General features: G+C 58.4%; 21 protein-coding genes and 1 pseudogene. 7 read left to right on the forward strand and 15 right to left on the reverse strand.

Translation table 11 applies throughout. From position 1 onward, the window contains the following. Positions 1-74: 74 nt before the first annotated feature. The 5 genes from IV01_RS01125 to feaR all read right to left on the reverse strand — a co-directional run bounded on the left by IV01_RS01125 (position 75) and on the right by feaR (position 5,318). Complete coding sequence (locus IV01_RS01125) at positions 75-1,562, reverse strand: aldehyde dehydrogenase family protein (RefSeq protein ID WP_032631740.1); 1,488 nt, start codon at positions 1,560-1,562, stop codon at positions 75-77. Between the two features lie 4 nt (positions 1,563-1,566). Next, the gene (locus tag IV01_RS01120; protein WP_032631741.1) at positions 1,567-1,932 is read right to left on the reverse strand and encodes a YybH family protein; all 366 of its coding nucleotides are present in this window, start codon (positions 1,930-1,932) and stop codon (positions 1,567-1,569) included. A gap of 248 nt (positions 1,933-2,180) precedes the next feature. Beyond that, positions 2,181-3,512 carry a hypothetical protein gene (locus IV01_RS01115; RefSeq protein WP_080290424.1) on the reverse strand — a complete coding sequence of 444 codons (1,332 nt, stop codon included), beginning with the start codon at positions 3,510-3,512 and terminating at the stop codon, positions 2,181-2,183. An 84-nt stretch (positions 3,513-3,596) separates the two neighbouring features. Beyond that, the gene (locus IV01_RS01110) at positions 3,597-4,061 is read right to left on the reverse strand and encodes a nuclear transport factor 2 family protein (protein ID WP_154232290.1); all 465 of its coding nucleotides are present in this window, start codon (positions 4,059-4,061) and stop codon (positions 3,597-3,599) included. Between the two features lie 357 nt (positions 4,062-4,418). Then, positions 4,419-5,318: a transcriptional regulator FeaR gene (gene feaR / locus IV01_RS01105; RefSeq protein ID WP_032631742.1), complete on the reverse strand. Its 900-nt coding sequence runs from the start codon at positions 5,316-5,318 to the stop codon at positions 4,419-4,421. 213 nt (positions 5,319-5,531) lie between these two features. Here feaR and IV01_RS01100 point away from each other — a divergent pair, with 213 nt between their 5' ends. The 4 genes and pseudogenes from IV01_RS01100 (at position 5,532) to IV01_RS01090 (ending at position 9,417) form a co-directional block, all read left to right on the forward strand. Further along, entirely contained in the window at positions 5,532-6,191 is a 660-nt protein-coding gene (locus tag IV01_RS01100; protein WP_050508048.1) for an NIPSNAP family protein, read from the forward strand. Between the two features lie 1,378 nt (positions 6,192-7,569). After that, positions 7,570-7,680, forward strand: a pseudogene (locus IV01_RS27620) (hypothetical protein); the annotation flags it as partial. 201 nt (positions 7,681-7,881) lie between these two features. Next, positions 7,882-8,586: a methyl-accepting chemotaxis protein gene (locus IV01_RS27625; protein ID WP_418903573.1), complete on the forward strand. Its 705-nt coding sequence runs from the start codon at positions 7,882-7,884 to the stop codon at positions 8,584-8,586. Between the two features lie 270 nt (positions 8,587-8,856). Next, positions 8,857-9,417, forward strand: a complete 561-nt coding sequence (locus tag IV01_RS01090; protein WP_032631744.1) for a hypothetical protein — start codon at positions 8,857-8,859, stop codon at positions 9,415-9,417. 90 nt (positions 9,418-9,507) lie between these two features. On the opposite strand, the gene IV01_RS0125650 is transcribed toward IV01_RS01090, so the two are convergent. Then, positions 9,508-10,719, reverse strand: coding sequence for an MFS transporter (locus tag IV01_RS0125650; RefSeq protein ID WP_050508050.1), 1,212 nt, complete (start codon positions 10,717-10,719; stop codon positions 9,508-9,510). A 52-nt stretch (positions 10,720-10,771) separates the two neighbouring features. Beyond that, a complete protein-coding gene (locus tag IV01_RS01085; RefSeq protein WP_032631747.1) occupies positions 10,772-12,079 on the reverse strand; it encodes an NAD(P)/FAD-dependent oxidoreductase in 1,308 nt (435 codons plus the stop codon). 352 nt (positions 12,080-12,431) lie between these two features. On the opposite strand from IV01_RS01085, the gene IV01_RS01080 reads away from it, so the two are divergent. Genes IV01_RS01080 through IV01_RS01070 form a run of 3 tightly spaced genes read left to right on the forward strand, consistent with a single transcriptional unit; the run spans position 12,432 to position 15,347 of the window. Next, the gene (locus IV01_RS01080; RefSeq protein WP_032631748.1) at positions 12,432-13,571 is read left to right on the forward strand and encodes a tyramine oxidase subunit B; all 1,140 of its coding nucleotides are present in this window, start codon (positions 12,432-12,434) and stop codon (positions 13,569-13,571) included. Positions 13,572-13,600: 29 nt separating this feature from the next. Next, on the forward strand, positions 13,601-14,023 hold the full coding sequence (locus tag IV01_RS01075; RefSeq protein WP_032631749.1) for a Rid family hydrolase: 423 nt from the start codon (positions 13,601-13,603) through the stop codon (positions 14,021-14,023). Between the two features lie 28 nt (positions 14,024-14,051). Further along, positions 14,052-15,347 (forward strand): NAD(P)/FAD-dependent oxidoreductase, encoded by a 1,296-nt coding sequence (locus IV01_RS01070; RefSeq protein WP_032631751.1) that lies wholly within the window; start codon positions 14,052-14,054, stop codon positions 15,345-15,347. Here IV01_RS01070 and IV01_RS01065 read toward each other — a convergent pair. The 8 genes from IV01_RS01065 to IV01_RS01030 form a co-directional block, all read right to left on the reverse strand. Beyond that, a complete protein-coding gene (locus IV01_RS01065) occupies positions 15,323-16,285 on the reverse strand; it encodes a helix-turn-helix domain-containing protein (protein WP_032631754.1) in 963 nt (320 codons plus the stop codon). The genes IV01_RS01070 and IV01_RS01065 overlap by 25 nt on opposite strands. 150 nt (positions 16,286-16,435) lie before the next feature. After that, positions 16,436-17,686, reverse strand: coding sequence for an OprD family outer membrane porin (locus tag IV01_RS01060; RefSeq protein ID WP_032631756.1), 1,251 nt, complete (start codon positions 17,684-17,686; stop codon positions 16,436-16,438). A 189-nt stretch (positions 17,687-17,875) separates the two neighbouring features. Beyond that, positions 17,876-18,364, reverse strand: a complete 489-nt coding sequence (locus IV01_RS01055) for a flavin reductase (RefSeq protein WP_032631759.1) — start codon at positions 18,362-18,364, stop codon at positions 17,876-17,878. Positions 18,365-18,382: 18 nt separating this feature from the next. Next, a complete protein-coding gene (locus IV01_RS01050; RefSeq protein ID WP_032631760.1) occupies positions 18,383-19,342 on the reverse strand; it encodes a PDR/VanB family oxidoreductase in 960 nt (319 codons plus the stop codon). Between the two features lie 99 nt (positions 19,343-19,441). Beyond that, the gene (locus IV01_RS01045) at positions 19,442-20,182 is read right to left on the reverse strand and encodes an SDR family NAD(P)-dependent oxidoreductase (protein WP_032631761.1); all 741 of its coding nucleotides are present in this window, start codon (positions 20,180-20,182) and stop codon (positions 19,442-19,444) included. 10 nt (positions 20,183-20,192) lie between these two features. After that, positions 20,193-20,669 (reverse strand): aromatic-ring-hydroxylating dioxygenase subunit beta, encoded by a 477-nt coding sequence (locus IV01_RS01040; protein WP_032631762.1) that lies wholly within the window; start codon positions 20,667-20,669, stop codon positions 20,193-20,195. Continuing rightward, a complete protein-coding gene (locus IV01_RS01035) occupies positions 20,670-21,953 on the reverse strand; it encodes an aromatic ring-hydroxylating oxygenase subunit alpha (RefSeq protein WP_032631763.1) in 1,284 nt (427 codons plus the stop codon). 48 nt (positions 21,954-22,001) lie between these two features. Beyond that, complete coding sequence (locus IV01_RS01030; RefSeq protein WP_032631764.1) at positions 22,002-22,538, reverse strand: nuclear transport factor 2 family protein; 537 nt, start codon at positions 22,536-22,538, stop codon at positions 22,002-22,004. Between the last annotated feature and the right edge of the window lie 17 nt (positions 22,539-22,555).

The following is a 22,555-nucleotide window of genomic DNA, read 5'->3' on the forward strand; positions in this document are numbered from 1 at the left end:
TCCAGCTGCGTAGCCAGGCGGGCTGGCGGGATATCCTTTCCTTTTGGTTAAAACTTATGCGCATCTGAGCGACCTCAGAAGCGCATCATCACCGACTTCAATTCCGTGTAATCCTCGATGAACGCGCTGCCGAACTCACGGCCAATGCCGGATCCCTTGACCCCACCAAAAGGCACCGCCGGATCGAGGAAGGTGTGCATGTTCACCCACACCGTCCCCGCCTCGATACGTGGGATCAGCCTCATAGCCTTGGACAGATCGTTCGTCCAGATGCTGGCACCCAGACCGAGCGGCGAGTCGTTCATCATGCGTACCAGTTCTTCCTCATCATCGAAAGGCAGGACGGTCAGGATCGGACCGAAGGTTTCCTCTTCCAGAAACGGGTCGTGTTCCTCAAGAGCCGTGAGCAGCGTTGGCTGGACGAAATAACCCGGCCCCGGCAGGGCCTTGCCCCCAAATAGAACCTGGCCGCGTGCATTGGCCCGATCAAAGAAACCGAGAATCTTGTCGTAATGCGCCTTGTTGGCCAGCGGCCCGAAATGTGCAGACTCATCCAGAGCGCCACCCACCTTCATCGCCCCAAGGCGCTCGACCAGTCTGCTGCAGATGGCGTCGACCTTGCTGCGATGGATGTACAGACGCTCGGGCGCCGCGCACACTTGGCCCTGGTGGACGTAACCGGTTTGCAAGATGCCCTCGACGGCGGCATCGATGTCGATGTCGGCCAGGAACGCCGCCGGGTTTTTACCGCCCAGTTCCAGGGTCACACGAGTCAGGTTGGCACTCAGCGCGGCCTTGCCCACGGCAACCCCTGTAGGCACCGATCCGGTGAAAGAGACCTTGGCGACGTCCTTGTGGCTGATCAATTGCTGGCCGATGCGCCCGCCGCCATTGACCACATTCAATACCCCGGCCGGAATGCCGGCTTCGATGGCCAGCTCGGCGAGGCGAAGGAGTGATAACGGGGTGAACTCGCTAGGCTTGATCACGATGGTGCAGCCACAGGTCAGCGCCGAGGCGATTTTCCAGATGCCAATCATCAGCGAGAAATTCCACGGTGTGATCGCAGCCACAACGCCAACCGCTTCGCGCCGGGTAAACGCAGCATACTGCTCGCCCTGAAAAGACGGCAACGACGGGGTCATGGTCTGGCCATGGATTTTGGTCGCCCAACCCGCGAAATAACGCAGAAAAACCACGCTCTGCGGAACCTCCAGATGTCGGGTAAGGTTGATCGACTTGCCCGAACTTAGCGACTCGAGTTGAGCCAGTTGCTCGGCATTGGCTTCGATCAAGTCGGCCAGGCGATTCAACGCGACGCCTCGCAGATAAGGCGAAGTGCTCCCCCAGACGCCATGAAAGGCGGTGCTGGCGGCCTGTACCGCTCGCTCGACAAGCGCTTCGCTGGCATGAGCAACCTGGATCAGCACCTGGGCGTTGGACGGGTTGATGACCTCGAACTGCTCGGCACCGGACTCACTCACGGGATTGCCATCGACAAAGCTGCCAGGGTTGTTATCCAGAAATTGCTGGACGCTTGAAAGAATCGTGATATCGCTCATGTCATTAACCCTCGAATTGGCCCATACCGTAAAAGTCAGCGACGATTTCCCAGCTCAGCCCCTTACGGCGCCAGGTGGTCAGAGAGCGGAAGGCAATCGTCTCGCCTTGCGGGTCTGGCGAAACCCAGTGCAGCCAGGTGACGACGCAATCAGCGGTAATTTGCCGTTCGAGATGGATGCGTATGCTGAGCGCGGGCGTGAGCTCGAGCATGTGAGCGATGGCATCACGCAGGCCCTCCTCACCTTGCACGATTGTCGGACCACCCTCACCGGAGACGGTGGCCTCGGCGGCGAACATTTGGAACACCGCTTCGGCATCCTGAGCCTGGCAACTTGCCTGAAGTTGCTGGACGGCTTGTGCAACAGACATTTCAACGCTCCTCTGACCATTCAAAGACCGGGCTGTGTAGCCCATTTCCCGAGTCTGTAACAACCTCTCCAGCCATTCAGGTTCACCTTCGCCAGATTTTGGGTCATGCCTGCCAAAAATCCGGAAACCTGGTTACCGGTTTCCGGCAAACGAGCAAAAAAAACCCAGCGAGCAGCTGGGCTAATGGAGCGTATTAAAGCTCTGGCAGGCATGATGGCCCGCTCAGCGCCGTGGTAATGGTTCTGAAGTCAGAATTTGGTGCTGATCAGCAGCGCCGTGTAGATATTGAGATCGTTATCACCCAGCTGCACACCGCCCTCCCCGGCACTCTTCTTCGGATCGTACAAACCGAGCATCGGTGACAGGGTCACGTTAGCTGTGACCGCCCAGTCCAGCACCACATCCAGCTCACGTCCGGAACTGTCCGCCACGCCGTTTGGGTGGGTCGTACGGAAGTCATAAGCCAGCACGTTCACCCCGAGTTTTTCAGAAGGTTGGGCGCGCCAGTAAACCTGGTTGATCGACGTATTGGTGCCAAAAGGCCCCGCGTAGTTGGCGCCCACTTCTCCTTGGAACCAGGTGCCGTAACCACGACTGAACCCGTACAGCAGCGAATCCCAATGAGCGCCGTACTGGCTGTAGCGATAACCCAGTGTTTGATTCCAGGGCAGGTCGGCGAAGGTCCAGGCGGCTTCAACATATCCCGCCTGCGCATCGCCACGACGGGTGTTCTGCCAGGCCAGCTCCGAGGACAGGAACAGCTGCTTGATACCGGCATTGCCGGTGGCGCGGATGCTGTAGACGTCCATCCCATCGCGATCACCCTGGGGGTCCATGGCAAATTTTTTGTCAACGCCCAGGCCATGTAAGTAGGTCGCTCCCAGGGTGCCGATTTCGTTGGTGTATTCCAGTGTGGAGAATGCCATCTCGACCTTGGCCTGGATCGGGTTGTCTGACTTGAACCAGCCGAGCGAACCATGCAGCCCCTGATCGCCGCCGAGCTTGACCCATAGCGTCTGGTCAAATGCGCGACGCGGCGTGATGTAGTAACCGCCACCGCGGTTGTATGCGTTATTGCCCAGCCCACGGCCGGCACTGATGCCGTCGCCTGCGACGATGAAACCATCACCGAGCAATATGGCCTGGCGGCCGGCAGAGATATCGATACCGTCATGGCCCAGAGCCGGGAACAGGTCATTCGAGCGCCACCCGGCAAAGGCCTCTTCCCATTTGTCGGTGCGCTCGCTGCCATTGGTAAACCCTGCAGCGTCGCCATCGCCCCAGGTTCCGGAGGCCACCCGGTTGAGCGTACCGTAAACGGTGCCCAAGCTCTCACGGGTGAGACTGCCACTCAGGCCATACTTGATATAGCCCTCCTGCCAACTGGAATGCCCCGGATCGCGGTTGCCCCACACCTGATAGTTCTTTTGGCTATGGAACGCTCCGACAGCCGACTGCACGTCGAACGACAGCTTGCCATCTGGCTCATCGATCAATTGCAGCGCGGACGCTGCGCAGCACCAGAACCCTCCCAATATGCATGCCGAGCGGCCCAGCGTGGTCCCCAGATAATTTTTCATGGCAAACGTCTCCCTTGGCGGTGCCGTATGGACGGCCCACGTATTGTTTTGTTATTGGCAGATCAATGAAGTGTAAGCAGGGGCTCAGTCGGGAATGGAACCCGAAGCGAACATGTCAGCGACGATGAACCACTCACCTCGCTCTTTCTTCCAGACGAACAGACTTTTCATCTTGAACGGCGCTTCGTTCCCGGTTGGTGTCACATTCCAGGTCACCCAGGTGTATGCGGCGTCGGCGCCCATTTGCTGGATTCGGTCGAGATGGATCACCGTATTTTTGGCACCCTCCATCAGATGGCTGATGAGCCCCGTCAGCTCAGCCTTGCCCCTGTACAACTCGTCTACGCCCTCTCCGGTAATTTCGGTCTGCTCGGTGTAAACCTCGTCAACTACCGCCTTGGCGTCTTTCTTCGGCCAAAGGCTGGCAATGCGCTGGAGCTTGCTGTCGATTTGCTGACGGTCATCGTCGGCGAGGACCTGGGTGCAAATGCTACCTAGACCGACTGCGACGAGCAGTGCGAAGACGGGGAGTTTTTTTATCATCATCATGGCGCCTGTTCTTGGTGAGTAAAACGTCAAACCTTAAACAATCTCCACCGACCGTCGGCTATCTGATATTCACGTGCTCAGCGATTGAATACAGCCGCGCTGACCTGGCCTGCACCTTATTAGCTGCGGTGTGCCGCAGGTTGCCGATGCGTTGGGCCGGTGGGTTTGCTTGAGATTATTCTGACCGAAAGAGCCGCCGCTGGATTGGCCGCGCTTGACAGCTTTTTGCATCTGCTTGCCATTGGCCAGCGCTATGACAAATCGTCCCGATGCAAAAACCTATGGAAGGAGATTAATGAGGAGGGCCGCATAGCGGCCCTCTGATTCCCTTTGATGACGATACCGACTTACGCGGTTCTATTGGACGTGCGTGCGATAACTGCGTGGCGCCACACCCAACTGCTTCTTGAACGTCTTGGAAAAATGCGCTGAATCGGAGAAGCCCCACCGCGTACCGATCTCGGTGATCGAACGATGACTGTACGCAGGGTTGCGCAGATCCTGGGAGGCCTTGATCAGCCGCTCGCGCAGAATGTAGCGACATACGCTATCGCCATCGGCCTCGAACAGCCGATACAACTGGCGGCTGGAAATACCCAGCTCCTCGGCCAAAGCGACAGGTGTCAGACGCGGTGAGTCCAGGCGCTGCTGAATCAGCGACTGAACTTCATACAGGTGCAGGCCAGGCGAGCTTTCTCGCGCTGGGTACTGCATGACCGAGCCGAGCAGTGCCACCAGCGCGGCCTGCAGCCCATCACCGTCTTCGGGACGAGCCCAATGACCGAGCTCCCCCTCGGCCACTTGACGCACCATATTGCCGAGCAGTTGCCCACAGGCACCGGTGAGAGAGAGCTTGCCAAAGCGGCTGGGTTCGAATGTGCTCAGGCTTTCGCGGGGCAGGTGGATGGATACGTGAGAGAAAAGTCCGCGAGGGATCATCTTCATCGCCTGGGCCGAATCGAGCAAAGCCACGTCTCCCTCGCGCAGATCAATGACCCGGTCGCCCAGTTCGATAACCATCTCCCCGTGGTGCTGTAACACAAGGAAACAGTGTGGATCAGTGTCACGTCCTGCCTCTCGCCCTGACCGGGCAATGGCATTGGCGTTGCTACGAATATGGGCGACCGGCGTTTTGCCTAGCAGCGAAGAGCGCAGCTCCCCGATGAAAAGGCTCTGGCAATGCTCATAGCGGGTTTCGAAGCGCCCGCAAACGGCGTGTACATTCTCGTTCCAGACAGACATAGCATGACCATTCATGAATCATCTCCATCGATACACGCGCTTATTTAGTGCACTATTCACGTGATTTTGGGTAACAAAATAGCGGTTATAAGATGCGCCTGCATATAGCGCGCCATCTCGCACGGCTTCTTCGCGAGCACGCGCTGATCACGGCTTGATCGTTTTTTTTGCCCGGGCTTCGTCGTATGAACCAGATCAGTCTTTACTCTTCAAACCAGAGGTATAGCCATGCCCCCTCACCGCCCCACTCTGGCCGAGCCAGGTTCGGATCTCTTTGAACTCATTCGCTTCACTCTGCGGGTGCGCACACCCGCGCAGGCGCTACCGCGTTTACAGGCGGCCCTGCACGATGCCCTCGAGGGCGTTGAACTGATGGGCTGCTGGCTCAGTGAAATCGGTCCGCAAAACACTGTTGCTGTGCTGCGCCGCTTCAGCTGCGCAGAGGTTCAGGCTGCCGAGCGTCAGCGTGTTCTGTTAGCCAGCGATGCCTTCGGGATTGGAGAATTCATCCTTGAGCAGCAGATGGACGACTACCGCCTGTTCCCCTTCCTGAGGCCACTGGAGCCGGGCGCCTACGGCCCTTTCTACGAGCTGCGTGAATACGACTTGGTGACATCAGGCCTCGCGCCTACTCTGGAAGGCTGGCGCAAGGCGGTCACGGCGCGAACAGACTCGACCTATTCGCCCGTGTACGCGGCCTTCTATGCGACCAGCGGGCGGGTACCGCGCTACCTGCATATCTGGCCCTACGCCAGCCTCGAACAGCGACTGGATGTACGCACCCGCGCCGTGCGTGATCATGTGTGGCCTCCAGAGAACTCTGGTCCGCAATTGCAGAAAATGAGTTCAGTCGCCTATTTGCCAGTACCTTTCTCGCCGCTCAGCTAACGTGCCCGTCGATGCGGCTGCGTTCGGGACCGGCGCAGCGGTCGTCAATCATTTCCGCAGGGGCATCGGCACTTTGCTATGCCCCGTCTCCACCCCGCTCGCTCGTAGCGGTGAACCCTGCAACTTCATGTTTCGCCCCGTCTTTTGCGCCCACAGGGTGCCCGCTCTGCAAGGGTTGGCGGACAAATTTGTCCAAGCGTGCCGAAGCTTTGTACGCGGGTGCCAAACCAGCCCAGGTGATGGGGTTTGGGACCTGACACAGGTAGCCTGAGCCAACCGAAAATAGTCTTTGGGAAGGACAACAGAGGGAACTATGGCAATGAGCATTCAGAATAAGATCACGCTGCTGGCCAGCGCATGCCTGGTGGCCGTCGTCGCACTACTCGCAGGGCTATCTCTGGAACAGCGACGCAGCGATTCGCACACAAGCGTCAACACTTCTACTGATTTGCTGCGCAAAGCGGCACAGGACAATCTGCAGGCAGAAGGCCGAGCTCAGGCATTGCAGGTTCAAGAACGCTTCGGCCAAGGCTATGAATTCGTCCGGGGCATGGCACGACAGATTCTGCAACTGCGCGCCCAGGCTGCCTCCGATCCAGTCGCGGCCCGGGATCTACGTGCAGCCATTGCCAAAGTGCTACGCGACGCGATAAGCGAGCGGAGCGAACTGCTAGGCCTGTTCGTCGCATTCGAGCCCAATGCCCTGGACGGGCGTGATGCCGAGTTCGTTGGCCAGCTGGCGCAAGGCAGCAACGATAGTGGCCGCTATACCCTGTACTGGGTGCAACCCAAGGCCGGCCAGCTTCAGGCACTACCCGCCGACGAGGCGTTACTGGCCAATGAAACTCCTGGTCCAACTGGCTTGCCTTTCAACGCCTTCTTTACCTGCTCGCGGCAAAGCGCCAACCCTTGTGTGCTGGAACCCTATCTGGATGATTCCAGCGGCACCCCGCACCTCGTCACCAGCGTAACGGTTCCGTTGATCGTTGATGGGCGTGTGTTGGGTGTACTGGGGATTGATATCGGCCTGGATGCGTTGCAGGACAATGCCAAAGCAGCCAGTGCCTCGCTCTATGACGGACAGGGTGCGCTATCGATCATCAGTGCAACCGGCGTAGTGGCCGCTGACAGCGACGATCCGCAACGGTTGGGCAAACTGGCCACTGAACAAGCGCCTGCAGACGGCTCGCAGCTCAGTGTGCAAGTACCGATCCAGCCGATCGCGGATGCCCGACCATGGAGCATCCAGGTCACGGTGCCCAGGCAAACCCTTGATGCTCCAGTGCTGCGCATGCAGGAAGTAATACAGGTGCAGTTGGTCAAGAGCCTCACCGTAGAAGTGGCTCTCGGCCTGCTTCTGGCACTTGTGGGCATCTTCATGATCCGCTGGGCCGCTCGCAGTGTGACCCGACCTATCCTGCACGTAGCGCAACGGCTCGATGACATCGCCGATGGCGATGGCGACCTGACGGGTCGCCTGGCCTATCCGCGACGGGATGAGCTGGGGCGCCTAAGCGGCGCCTTCGACCGCTTTCTCGACCGTCTGCAACCGGTCATTGCGCAAGTGCAGCAGGCTGTTCACGACACCCACGACACCGCCGACCAGTCGCAGCAAATCGCCAGGCGGATCAGCCAGGGCATGCAGCAACAGGTGGGTGAGATTGAGCAGATGGCCACCGCAGTGCACGAAATGTCCGCCACCGCGCACAACGCAGCGCACAGTGCCGCCCAAGCCGCCGACGCGGCGCGCAATGCGGAAAGGGCCAGCAGCAAAGGCGTGCAGACCATTGAGCAGTCCGCCCAAAACATCCGCGAACTAGCCAGCGGCATGAACGATGCGATGCGTCGGCTGCAGGGCCTGTCGGCCAGCAGCGAGCAGATCGGCTCGGTACTGGATGTCATCCTGGCCATTGCCCGACAGACCAACCTGCTGGCGCTCAATGCGGCGATTGAGGCCGCACGCGCCGGAGATGCTGGCCGCGGCTTTGCGGTAGTGGCCGATGAAGTTCGCGGGCTGGCTCAGCGTACTCAGGCCTCAGTCGAGGAAATCGGCGCGGTCATCAACAATTTGCGCGAAGGCACCCGCGACGTGACCACTGCAATGCAGCAGAGCAACAGCCAGGCGCACCGCAGTGTCGAGCAAACTCAGCAGACGCTCACAGTGCTGGAAGAAATACGGAATGCGGTCGGTATCATCACCGACATGAACGTGCAAATCGCCTGTGCCGCCGAGGAGCAAAGCAGTGTCTCTGAAGAGATCCATCGCAATGTCGAAGCGGTGCGCAGTGTTGTGAACTCATTGTCGGACGAGGCTATACAGTCGACTGCCATCAGCCAGCAACTTAATAGCCTTGCTGTTCGCCAACAGGAGCTGATCCAGCGATTCAAAGCATGAAGCCTGCGGCGATGAACGTCAGCCAGCATTGCCACTCAGACCAGAAAAACCGCGTCAGACCTACTCCGCCACCATCCCCCTCCTGAGAATCCTCCTGCTAACCCACCCATCGGGTGGGTTAAGCAGAGCCAACACATTCTTCACCAGTCGAGCGACTCCAGACGCTGCCCGGCAGGCATATACCGGAAGATGGCAGGCATATACAAAGCCCGGCCCGATGCTTGGGGTTCAATCCAGATGGCAACTCAGCCATCACCGCAAGAGTGCTCCATGTTAAAGATCATCCTGCTTTCTCTTTCCCTGACAAGCATGCCGACTCTGGCCAATGACAATATGAATACGAACACGGATCCCGAACCTTTCAAAGAGACTTTGCAAAAAGAGCTGACCAATCGCGCTACCGCCCGCTACGCCATCGCTGCTATCACCGAACAAAGTCTCGCCCCTGCCCCGAGACTGTTCTGGGACAGCTACGCCAGGCTTGAAATACTGAATCAGGATCGCTATGCCGCAGTCGCAGCCGAGCTGCAACTCGAACCCGGCACGCTATCGGCGTGGCTCAAAGGGCGTTCGGCAGCCATTTATTTTCGCTTCGCCCCGCAACGCATGATCAACACCATGGCTCAAGCGACCCGGACCTACTATCAGCAGCTTGTGACCGCGTCAGACAAAGTCGTCGCACGCCACGCCGTGTTTTATCAATACGTGCTGGATCAGGAAAAAGCTCAGGTCGAGGCCTTCAGCCTGGCCGCGGCAGGCAACTATGGAGACGCTAGTAAACACCTCGACGCTTTCATTCAGGCTCATCAGCCGCAGCCGCAGCCGCAGTGAATGAAAAAAGGCTCGCGGGGACATCCCGGCGAGCCTTTTTCGCGCCTGCACTACATTCACCTATGCGCCACGTTTACGCTTGCCAGACGCTCAAAGCTTCGGCATTACAACCGGCGCGTCGCCAGTGCTGCGCGCACTCACCTGTTGTGACTTTAATACTGCGACACCATAGATAGCGAGAACACTGGCCGAGCATGCACCGGAGAACAGCAGTACCGCCATGTAGCCATAGGTTTCGATCAGTAGCCCTCCGATCGCCGGGCCCACTGCCGCACCAATCGACAGACTCAGTGCGCCCAGAGCGACCAGCTTGCCCGAAAGATCGAACTCAGCCGTCACACCGAAGGTGTAAGCCAGCACGAAGCTGATCGAGAACAGGAAACACATTGCCCCCGCCACATAAGTGGTCAGCGAGGAGAATTGCGCGAGCAGTACAAGACCTGCGACTTCGGCACCGAGGATCAGTGCTACAGGCAGAAAGCGTCCGGCCTTGAGGCCAACAGAGGAGGCAATGAAGCCGCCTGCGGCATTTATGATGAAGCCCACCGCCAGCACAGTGCCGATAGTGTCCGAAGACAAGCCGGTTTTTTTGCCGATTAGCTCAAGGAACGCCCATACCGACATGATTCCGGTCAGAAAAACCGTACTGGCGATCAAACTCAACCAGACAATGGCCCGGCTTTTACGGCAGATGACCGGTGCGGCGCGGCCGAGCGCCTCCACGTGGCGTTGACTGCTGCGAGGCACCCAAGGCAGCGGCACCACGCCCATCAGGATCATGGCGATAACCAGCGTGATCAGCATCCCTTCAAAGCCCCAGACTGGTGCTACCGCAACCGGCAAGGCGATGAGCAGCAAAGCACCAGGCACGGTCTCCATACCCAGCTTGAAGCCAAACGCCCGTTCTGGCTGTGAACTGTCGCCGAAGATGGTCATGGCAAGAGCATATAAAGCCCCCGTGCCGGCCCCGGCCAAGGCCATCAGCGTCAACAGCGTTTCAAAGGAGGGTGTACGCAGCATGTAGGCTACAGCGGCGGCCACCAATACAGACGCCAGGGTAGAGATCACGCGCCAGCTTACTCGGTGAATCCATAGCAGCGACGCCAGACTGGAGACGCCAAAACCGACATTCATGGCCATCGCCAGACTGCCCAATTGCTGCTCGCCGAAACCGAACTGTTCGGCAAGGGCGCCGAACAGCACCGGAAGAACATTAAGCAAGAGCGCCCCGGCGGCCGATACCAGCCCCGCACAGACGTATACGGAAGTCCTGTCAATCGGATTCGATATTGTAGTTTTCATGAAGTGATCCTGGATTGAATAAACGGAGTTACAACATTGCGATCGGCGCTTTTCAGCGGCGACCGACCCGGTAAGCGTTAAGCTGTCGGGTTACCTTTCCAAGGGTGCAGACCAGGGCCCGGAAGCGCTCCTTGCCAGGAATTCGTCGACGCGGGATTGAGCTCATGGCTTGCCAGGCCGGTGAGCCCCCAGTCATGCCGTCGACAATGACCTTGGCAATCACCTGGCTCGGGGTCACCCCAAAACCTGAATAACCCTGGACATAAAACACATTCTCATGCCCTTCCAGCGTCCCGACCTGCGGAAACAGGTTGAGAGAACAGTCCATCGGGCCGCCCCATGCCAGGTCGATGCGGGTATCGGCGAGGTAGGGAAACAACCTCATCATTTTGTTATGGTTCCAAGACTTGAGATCGCGAGGAACATACTCCAGCAACATGCCTGCGGTACCGTACATAAGCCGGTTGTCCGGCGTGATGCGGTAGTAATCGATGATGGGGGTAATGTCGCTGAATGCACCACGAATCGGGCTAATCCGCTGGATCAGTTCGTCAGAAAGCGGTTCAGTGACTGTGTTGAATGCGTAGACATTGACGATAGTACTGTCGAGCGAGCGGTCCAGTTTGTTGAGGAAGGCTCCGCAACTCAGCAGGATTTTGTCAGCCTTGACCGTGCCCTTGGCGGTACGCACCGTGATTTTCGGACCGTAATGGATTTCCAGAGCCGGTGACTGCTCGAAAATCCTGCCGCCATAAAGCTCTGTGAAGGCCTTGGCCTGCCCCAGCAGCAGATTGAGTGAATGGACTTGGCCATTGCCCATGTGCTTGAGGCCGCAGGTATAGATCTCGGCACCCACAATAGTCTGCACCTCCGCGCCTTCCAGGTAAGTGATCTCCTGATCCGGATTCAGGCTCTGGAAGTCCTTCTCCCAGCTCTGCAAAAGTTTGCCTTGACGCTTATTGAAGCCCATGTAGCCATAGCCATGACGGAAGTCCGCCTGGATGTCGTAACGGGCGATGCGTTGCTGGATCAGGCTGGCGCCCAGATCGCTGATCTCGAAGATTGCCTTCAAACCTTCAGGGCCGACATCCTTCTCAATGGTTTCCAGATCATGGCCTATGCCCGCCATCACATGACCGCCATTGCGGCCTGACCCGCCAAAGCCCAGGTAATTGGCTTCAAGCACCACCACGTCTGTGATACCGCGTTCGGCAAGTTCCAGAGCGGTATTGATACCCGAGAAACCTCCCCCAATGATCACGACCTGAGCTTCAATATCACCCTCCAGATCACCGTAGTGCAGATCGTACTTCCGGGTCATCGTGTAGTACGAGGAAGGGTTTTCTAACGACACAGACATGTGGACCCACCTCTATAACCGGGCGACCTGCCCTGGAAATTTGTAGCCGGCTCGCTACCTAAATTTTGTTCGATGCTAACTGCCTTGCGACCGCCACAGTGTGCATCGCACCCAGGTAACCGGCATGTACTCCAATGCCTGACTTTTGGTCATGGTTGCCAATCCTGCAGGTATTCATCCGCGCAAAGATACAACCGGAACGCCCCACCAAATCTCACCGGCACAGCAGCGTAACAGTCTTGTCATTACTGACTGATTTGGGATAGCCATCCGGCTGGCGGCACTCCTAACATCTACACCGTCTGCAGCGACCCAAGCTGCTGCAATGCTTTCCATCACTTCGAGAAAAGCCATGACTAAAACGACAAGAATCGACTTTCTCTACTTGTCCGAGCAGGACATGATTCGAGCCGGCGTGACCGACATGCTGGCCTGCGTGAACACTATGGAGGAGATGTTCGGCCTGCTCTACCAAGGCGATTACCGCATGGCGGGGCCCAACAGTGATTCTCATGGGGCGATGATCACATTCCCCCAGGACTCGCCCTTCCCGAACATGCCCAAGCCAACCGCCGACCGGCGGATGATGGCCATGCCCGCCTACCTAGGTGGCAGCTTCTGCACGGCTGGGGTCAAGTGGTACGGCTCAAATATTGCCAATCGCGACAAAGGCCTGCCCCGTTCGATCCTCATGTTCACCCTCAACGACCCCGACACAGGAGCCCCATTGGCCCACATGTCGGCCAATTTGCTGTCAGCCTACCGGACCGGCGCGATTCCAGGGGTCGGTGCCCGCCATCTGGCGCGGCGCGATTCACGAGTTATCGGGGTGCTTGGTCCGGGTGTTATGGCCAAAACCACAGTGGCTGCGTTCATGGCCGTCTGTGAGCAGGTCGATACTCTCAAGCTTAAAGGCCGCGGGCAGAAGAGCCAGGAAGACTTTATAGGCTGGGTGCGAGCTACCTATCCGCAGATTACCCACATCGAAGTAGTGGACAGTATCGAGGCCGTAGTGCGCGGATCAGACCTGGTGACCTTTTGCACCTCTGGAGCCACCGGAGATCCATCCAGCTACCCGATGGTGGAGCGCGAATGGGTCAAGCCGGGTGCCTTCCTCGCCATGCCCGCCGGTTGCAACATTGACGCCGGGATGGAGCAGGCCGACGTTCGCAAGGTGGTCGACAACACCGGGCTCTACGAAGCCTGGTACGAAGAACTCCCCAAGCCCGCGCATAACCATGTGCCCGTGATTGGCGTGCGCTTTATGGACATGATTGCCGAGGGCTCACTGCTGCCCGAGCAGCTTGAGGACATCGGCAAGATCGTTGCGGGCGACGCACCTGGCCGGCTGAATGCTGAAGAGATCATCATCATGTCGGTGGGCGGAATGCCGGTCGAGGATGTGGCATGGGGCACAGTGGTCTACCGCCAGGCGCTCGAACGCGGCGTCGGGGTTCGACTCAACCTGTGGGAAAGCCCGGCGCTGAGCTGATTCATCCACCCAATCACGAGGGCAACACAATGGTACAGATCACGAAACTCAAGACCGGGTCAAAGTACGAAAACCTGGGCAGCTACTCACGTCTGGTGGCCGTCGATAACTGGATTTACGTCTCCAATACAGCCGGTCGTGACCCATCGACCGGGGAGATCCCGCAGAACCTCGAAGCACAGACCCATCAGGTATTCAGCAATATCGAGGTCGCACTGGCAGCGGTGGATGCGACGCTGGCCGACGTGGTCTGCTCAAGGGTGTTCATCCAGAACCCTGCCGATGTTGCCCGAGTGATGACACTTGTCGGCGAAAAGTTTCGCGGCATCGACCCTGCGAGCACGGTTACCTGCCCCCCGCTGGGTTCGACCGTCTACCAAGTCGAGATTGAGGTGACCGCCTACCGCGGGGCCTCTGCCGCTGCCACCCGCCTGATTGACCTGCAGCGCTAGCGCTAACCGTCCTCGAGGAGAATCGAACATGTCGCCCATCATCACGCCGGTGCACTGTGCAAGCGCACCGCCGTCCTCCACTACGGTCGTTATAATCGGCGCCGGAATCGTGGGCCTGAGCGCTGCGTTGGCACTCGCCGAACGCAACGTACCCGTGGTGGTCCTGGAAAAAGGTCGAGTCGCGGGTGAGCAGTCTTCACGCAATCTGGGTTGGGTGCGCAAGACCAGCCGCCACTTCGAGGATCTGCCGCTGGCACTTGCAGCGGATGGCTTGTGGGCCAGACTGCCAGGCAGAGTAGGCTGCGACGTGGGTTATCGCCAGGCAGGCATCATGTTCGTTGCCCGTGACGCTGCGCAGATGGCCATGCATGAGCGCTGGCTGGAGTCGGTACAGTCGCTGTCATTGGGCTCACGTTTACTGACGCCCGGTGAAATCAACCAGCTCGTACCAGGCGGAAGAGAGCCTTGGGCGGGTGGAATATTGACTCAAAGCGATGGCCGCGCCGAGCCGACCCTGGCAACCAGCGCCATCGCCAGGGCCGCCATGGCCCGGGGTGTGGTGATTGTCGAGAACTGCGCAGTGCGCAGCGTGACGACAGCGGGCGGGTGCGTCGATGGCGTCGTGACCGAACACGGCGAGGTTCGCTGCGAACAGGTATTGCTGGCGGGCGGGCTGTGGTCGCGACGCCTGCTGGGCAACCTGGGCGTCAGGTTGCCAACCTTGCCACTCAACTGCTCGGTTCTGCGCACGGCCCCCATGGAAGGCCCGACGGAAATTGCCGTGGGCGGTCCTGACTTTTCCTTCCGCAAGCATATCGACGGCGGCTTCATCATCACCCAGCGCGGAGCGCTAGACGCCCCGTTGACCCTAGACCATGCCCTGCTGGCGCAGCGATATTTGCCACAGTTCCGAGCTCAGCGAAAATTGCTGCGCGTCTCGTTCGGCCAGCCCTTTTTCAAGGACCTTTCTCTGGCTCGACGCTGGTCAGACAGTGCGGTCAGCCCTTTCGAACGAGTTCGCACTCAGGATCCGGCAGCGAACCCTGCACTGAACCATGAAGCACTGACCAACCTCAGGGCCGCGTGGCCAGCGTTTGCGCAGGCTCGTATCGAGCAGGCCTGGGCTGGCACCATCGATGTGACGCCAGACTCACTGCCGGTGATCGGCCCGGTCCGGCAGCTTCCAGGCCTGACCCTGGCGAGTGGTTTCTCCGGCCACGGCTTCGGCACTGCTCCGGCAGCCGGACAGCTGGCGGCAGACTTGATCGACGGCTCGTCCCCGCTCGTAAACCCGGCGCCCTATCGCCTCGAACGGTTTTCCTGAACCGAAGGGCCAACACGACCAGTGACCGAGGGTGCCTCTCCGAACAGGGCACGATAGGCACCGGCGAAGTGCCCGAGGTGGGTGAAGCCCGTATCGTTGGCCACCCGGGCGACGGTAAACTGCTCCGCGCGGGTGCATTGCAGTCGTTGGCGCGCGGCATTGAGGCGCATCGCGCGCAGGTACTCGACCGGGCGAAGGCCGGTCACACCAAGAAAGCTGCGCTGCAAAGTGCTGCGACTGACATCCAGCTCATCGCAGATCTGCAACACCGATAGCGGCTCGTCCAGCCGGGCCAGTGCCATTTGATGGGTCTGCCTGACGATATAGGCACTGACCGCGATGTTTCCGGAACGCCCCGCTCCCGCCTGGCATACCTGCTCCAGCAGCACCAGTACATGCTCCAGCAACAGGTCTTCAAGCTGCGCTTCTGTCAGCGTCTCACCTCTTAGCACGTTATCAACCAGCGCCTGCAACTGGATGCGTATCGCATCGAGAAACTGCGGACTGACATTCAACCGATTCACTCTGTTCAGCCTGCGCAGCTCGGGCGCGCTGAATTCACGCTCGGCCAACTGTTCGATACGCTCGGCATCGACACTGACAGCCAGCAGGTCCATGCCCTGGGTAGCATGCACAAAGAACTCCTGACCACTGTGAAGAAGTGTTACACCCGCGCCTTCCACGTTACTGCCTTGAAACACACCCGCCCGGCCCAGGCCTGTCGGGATTGCCAGGCAGAACCTTCGGGCAGGGGCAACGCCGTGCTGAACCACTCGTTTGTCCAGGCACTCACGAAAGATCTGGAAACGCTCCGCGGTCAAGTGCGTCAGCTCCGTATGGGCACTACCGGCGCTCATCTGATCATAGGTCTGTTGCCAGCCGAGGATAGCGTTGGCATGAGCGTTGACGTCGTTGAAGCGCTGCCGTTGCGCGTGCATGGGGGGACCCACTTGACGTTAGGTTGCAGGGAGTGATGTTCAAGGCAAGGAGTAGGCCAGGCAAGGCGATACACGGATGACAATCAGCCAGACGGCAGGGCTGCCGCCTGGTTCGGACCTTTCTCTGGGGGAGATCGGCCCTTCGCTGACCTACCAGAAATTCCAGGTATAGGTCGTCGCAAAACGGTACTCGTCATAATCCGAGCCGAACTTCTGTTTGGTCTGGATATTGCGCAGGTCGAAACCCAGGCCTTTGAGGGGACCGCTTTGCAACACATAGCTGACGTTGATGTTGCGCTCCGCTTCTTCGTTGTCGGTCAGCCCGGCACCGCGATTCCAGTCGGTGCCTTTGGTGTAGCGAGTAAAGAGTTTCAGACCCGGAACCCCAAGCGCCGCAAAGTCATAGCCATAGCGCGCCGACCAGGAACGCTCACCCGGGCGGACAAATGCCAAGGATGACCAATGCACCAGATAGGGCTGCGGTATGTAGCCGTTCAGGGTCGGGAATACGCTGTCACCCAACATGCGCTGATAGCTGACCCCGAACATGTGGCCGCCTTTAAGCAAGGTGAATAACGTACCCCATGAGCGGTTATCGATTGTGCCGTTCAGTGCATCGCCATCTTCGTTGTTATTGAAGTAGCGCAGGTCAGTTTTAAACTTATAGCCGTCGCCCAGATCCGCCATGTGCGACAGACCAAAATAATGCTGTTTATAAATGTCGTGAACCACAGCATAGAAGTAACTGGCTTGCAGACTTTTCGTGACCTGATAGGTGCCGCCGCCGAAATCCATGCCGTCACTGTCGAGGTTATCCGTCGAACCCCACTTGTATAACTTCTCGTGGTTTGACGATTCACGGGTCACGTTGGACCAGTAACGCCCGCCGGTGAGCGTCAGCCCGTCAAGCTCTTTGGATTCGACCACTGCACCCTGATAGATAGTGTCCAGTTGGCGACTGGTGTCATCGAATGCAATTGGAAGTTGTGGACGGTGATCACCGATCTTCAATTCTGTTTTCGAATACTTCATTTTGAACGTGGCGCCTGCACGGCTGTAATCCTTCGCCGTTTGCTGGTCGCTGACGCTGTACGGCAATGAACCGTCGTTGCCGGATGAGTCCAGGCGCAGGGCGTATTGCGCGTTCATGTCCAGCCCGAAAGCCAGCGGCGTGTCGGTATAACCCGAGGTGAATTGCAGGTCAAAGCCTTGTGACCAGCTGTGCACTTCGGAAACCGGTGCGGCATCCTGAGTGAAGTTTCGATTCAAATAGAAGTTACGTGCATCGAGTTTCAAATGGCTGTCATCAATTACCGCAGCCTGCCCCAACATCGGAACTGACATAACCCCCATCACGCTGAAGCATTTGATCCCACGACTTAACATCTTTTCCTGAAACATCTGACATCCCCATTTGTAATGTGTGCTGAGCGCACTGATTATCGGAGCAGAACAAACGAAAAAATGAACACTGGCAGTCAACGACTGTGCTTTCTATGTTGAAAACATCAATCACAACGCACGCAACTTCGCCATCACGCAAAATGCACAGCAAGGGAAGTTATCGATTATATAAAGTCTGGCGCTTGATCAGGACGCGTTACTCAAGCGGTGATAGGCACGATTGAAATACACCAGACCTTCTTGTGAGGCGCCCATGCACAGATCAAGAATTTCACAGTAGAAAATCGTGTGGGAGCCCACTTCATGAGCCTGGGCAATCCGGCAATCGAAACTGACCAGTGCCTGGTCCAGCATCGGCGCACCGCTTTCCATGGTATGCCATTGAGCGCTTGCAAAACGTTGTTCGGGGCCCATGTCTCGATTGGCAAACACCCCGGATATATCCTGATGCTCTGCAGTCAGCACGTTGACGCTGAGCACGCCATTGGTCTTGAAATGCACATTGGCCTGCGATGAACGATTCATGCACACCAACAACGTCGGCGGCGAATCAGTGACGCTGCACACCGCCGAAGCCGTAAACCCGAAACGGCCTGCAGGGCCATCCGTGGTAATGATCGAAACAGCGCCTCCGAGCAGCGCCATTGCGTTACGAAATCCAGTCAGATCGACCATGGTATTGCCTCCGTTGGATTAGATATCCAAGACCAGCTTTTTCGATTTTGAACGCGAGCAACACACCAGAATCTGGTCGTTCGCAGCCTTTTCTTCGTCAGTGAGATATACGTCGCGGTGATCGGGCTCGCCCTCCAGCACGTCGCACAGGCACGTGCCGCACACGCCTTGCTCACAGGAGATTTCGATCTTGATCCCGACTGCTGACAAAGCGTCGACAATGCTCTGACCTTCAGCGACCTGTACGGTCTTGCCGCTACGCTCGGCAACCACTTCGAAGCCTGCGCCCGATACGTCGACTTCCACCTGGAAGTACTCGCGGTGCACATGACCATCGGCATAACCAGCCTTCAGGGCCTCGCTGATCACCCAGTCCATGAAGCCTGCCGGGCCACATACATACACATGCACCCCCGCTGCCGGAGTGCCGAGAACGGCGGGCAGATCCAGTTTCTGCGCGGCGTCTTCATCATCGAAATGGGTGAAGACGTGACGGGCAAAATCGGCGTTTTCAAGCTCGTCGAGGAACGCACTGCGGCTACGGGAGCGGCCGCAATAGTGCAGTTCAAAATCGCTTTCCAGCGACTCCAGCGCATAGGCCATGGCGATCATTGGCGTGATGCCGATCCCGCCGCCGATCAGGATTGAACGGGTGGCATCGGCTGCCAGCGGAAACAGATTGCGCGGTGCGCTGATTTCTATTTCCTGACCTTCCAGCAGCAGGTCGTGCACGGCCACCGAACCGCCTCGCGATGCCGGATCCTTGAGCACTCCCAAGCGATAGACGCCCGCATTGGCCGGGTTGCCGCACAGTGAGTACTGGCGCACGAGACCGGCTTTGACGTGGATATCCACGTGAGCTCCGGCTTCGAAGGCCGGCAATGGATTACCGGACGGGTCGCTCAGATCGAGGACCACCACACCGTCGCCCTGCTCTTCACGCTTGCGCACTACGACTTTCAACATTTGATCACTCATATCCGAGCATCCCGCTTTTTGTTTCATTGTTTCGTTGAGACCGGACCACCTTGGCGGGCCGGGTTTACAAGGCAAATGCACTTAGCGCATGAAGAGCCTTCAGCGCATAAACAGCCCGCCATTTACATCCCAGGTCGCGCCAGTAGTGAAATACGCGTCCTCACCCGCCAGTTGCACCACCAGTTTTCCAAGAAAACCGGCATCACCCAGACGCTTGACCGGGATGCCCTCGATGAGCTTTTCCAGACGCTCTGGCGGCACGGCAGCGCGCACGGCCGGGGATTCAATCGGCCCCGGCGCAATGGCGTTGACGGTCACGCCGTTGGCCGCCAGCTCTTTGGCGAAGATCTTCGTCAGGGTCACGATGGCGCCTTTGGACGCCGCGTAATGCGCACCCGTGGCGGTGCCGCCGTTCTGCCCGGCCAGGGAGGCCATGTTGATGATCCGCCCGTAACCCTGGCTCGCCAGATAGGCACCGAACACCTGGCAACCGACAAAGGTGCCACGCTGATTGACGCTGACCACTTGATCGAACTCTTCCGGGCTGATCTCCATTACCGGGGTGGTCATGGTCATGGCGGCGTTATTGACCACCACGTGCAAGACGCCCCAGCGCTGGATGACTGCAGCCAGTGCGGCCTGGAAATCAGCCTTGCTTGAGACGTCCAGCTTCAGCGCCATGACGCGTTCGCCCGTCGGATCCAGTGCTGCTGCAGCGGCCTGGGCCTGCTCAAGCAGGCGATCAGTGATCACCACCGAATAACCGGCCTTGAACAGTTCTGCGGCGATGCTGCTGCCCAACCCCTGTCCTGCGCCGGTCACCAATGCTATGTGGGTCATGATGAAAACCTCAGAGGATGTAGCCCAGACAAGCCAGGGTGTCGTCAGAGTTGATCAGGCGGACTAGCTTGCGCTGGATCCGCAAACGGTCGCCGACACGCTCCAATTCGTAGACGATATCCGCGCTGTAGTGCTTGAAAGAGTCCTTGCGGAACTCGCGCACGTTCTGCGCGCAACGTACCGTTACGTGCTCATCGCTTTCGAACAACACGCGAAAGCGTGACAAGGTGCGCACAGTACGCGGCTGCGGGCTGGTGGAAATCGACTCACCGCCGGTCAGACGCTGGATTCGCAACTGACGCATGTGATGATCGTCATAGGCGTAGTTCAGGGTGTTCTCGTAGTCTTCTTCGTTAGGGTCGATCGGGATGATGTACGTACCCTTCTCGCTCCAAAGACTTAACCAGGTGTCGAACTCGCCGTGGTCGAGCATGTCGCCTTCGGCCCAGATAAAAGCCGTGACTTGATTCAGTAATTGCAGATTCATTTAGTTGCTCTCCGCCGACATCATCTTTTTCCACTGCTGGTAGGCCGCGCGCATGCCGGTCTCGGCACTCACGTCGCTGACTAGGCCGTCTTCGGTCGGCTTCTCGCCCGGCAGGCCACGGTTGAGCATGATCCACAGGTCTTCGCCAGCACTGGCGCCTTTCTGCACGCGCTCCCAGGCTTCGGAATCGTCCGGGGTCCCAAAGCCCATCGGGCCCTGGAAGTGTTCGTGCAGGCGCAGGCGGTAGCGGTTGGCTACGGCCGGGCCGCCGTCCATGGTGATCACCGAGTGGTGGATCTCGGTCTCGGTCACCGAGATCGGTTGCAGCACCCGGAAAAACGCCATGGAGCAAGCGACATTGGGGAACAGGTTGAGGTTGAAACCCGAACCACCTACGGCGCGCACGATACGGCGCACCTGCTGTTCTTCGATGCCCTCATCACGCAACTCGGCGGCCAAGCCTTCAAAACGCTCAGGGATTGGCCTGTCGAGGTCGGCTTCCAGGTCCACCAGATCGGGGATCATCACCATCACGCTGTGGCCATTGCCCAGGTCTTCGACGTAGCCAGGGCCTTCGACGAAATCGAACAGCTTGAGGGTTTCTTCATCCACCGAGGACAGGAACGACTTGTGCACCAGCGGGAAGTGGTAGGCGTCAGTGGTGTTTTCCAGCTGGATTTTCCAGTTACCCGGAAAACGGAAACGGTGTTCGCCCGGGACCTTGATCGGGTAACCGGCGCCCTGCTTCATGAACAGGTCCATCCATTTCTTGGCCGGGCCAAGGAAGTCCACCAGCGGCTCGATGTCGTCCTTGAAGGTAGCGAACAACATGCCCGCATACTCTTCAACACGCAGGCTCACCAGAGGCAGCTCGCCCTTGTCCAGGCAGTCGCCGTAGCTTTCCGGGCTTGGCACACCGCGCAATGAACCATCCAGCGCGTAACTCCAGCCGTGATACGGGCAGACAAAGCTGTTGGTCTTGCCTTTCTTGTGTTCGCAGACCGTGGCACCGCGATGGCGGCAGCGGTTTAGGTGCACATGAACCTGTTTTTTGCGGTCACGCACCACAATCACTGGCTGCTTGCCGATAAAGGTACTTTTGTAGCTGCCCGAATCTGGAATTTCACTGGTGTGGGCGACCCACACCCAGGTGCTGTAGAAAATCTTTTCCAGTTCGACGTCAAACAGCTTGGCGTCGGTGTACAGCGAGGTGTGCACGCGGTCGTGCTTGATCAGGTCAGCGGGGCTGACCTCCAGGTTCACGGCGTTGATCAGATTAGTCACGGTGGCTCCTCGTCGGCATTGCTCGCCGACTCTCAGAAAATGTTGCTGTCACTGGCCAGATTTATCAGGCACCGGCAGGTATGCGTTGCTGTTCCAGGTGTCTACCGGCCGACTGAACAGGTTCTCGGTGACAAAGTGCGCCATGCTCCACACGCCTGTTTCAGGGTCTTGCTGAAACTCGACGCTCAGCCTTGCGCTGTTCAAATGCGAAGCACCGCTGGCAAAGGTCGAGGTCTGCAACATCACCCAACTGCCGCTGGCACGAGCGCCTTCAACACGGATCAGCTCGCTGGTCAGGAAGTGCACGTTGAGGGCAAAGTGCGCTGGCTCGACCATGTACGTTGCGAACATCGCCTTGATCGAATCCCGGCCCCGATAGCCACCGAATGCGTTCTGGTACTTGGCACCTTTGCCTTCCCAGATCGCGTCTTCGCTGAACAACCCGGCCAGCTCATCCAGCGGCGAATCGACGCCCAGGTCGTCACACAGCACCATGTAGCGATTCATGCAGGCGCGAACGGCGTTTTCGCTTTCCAGCTGCGCAAGGCGCTGTTCAAGCTGTTCGAGGCGAAGTTCGTGGTTCATGGCGATGAGCTCTCTAG

The sequence above is a fragment of the Pseudomonas syringae genome (genome assembly GCF_000737245.1).
Lineage (GTDB): Bacteria > Pseudomonadota > Gammaproteobacteria > Pseudomonadales > Pseudomonadaceae > Aquipseudomonas > Aquipseudomonas syringae_J.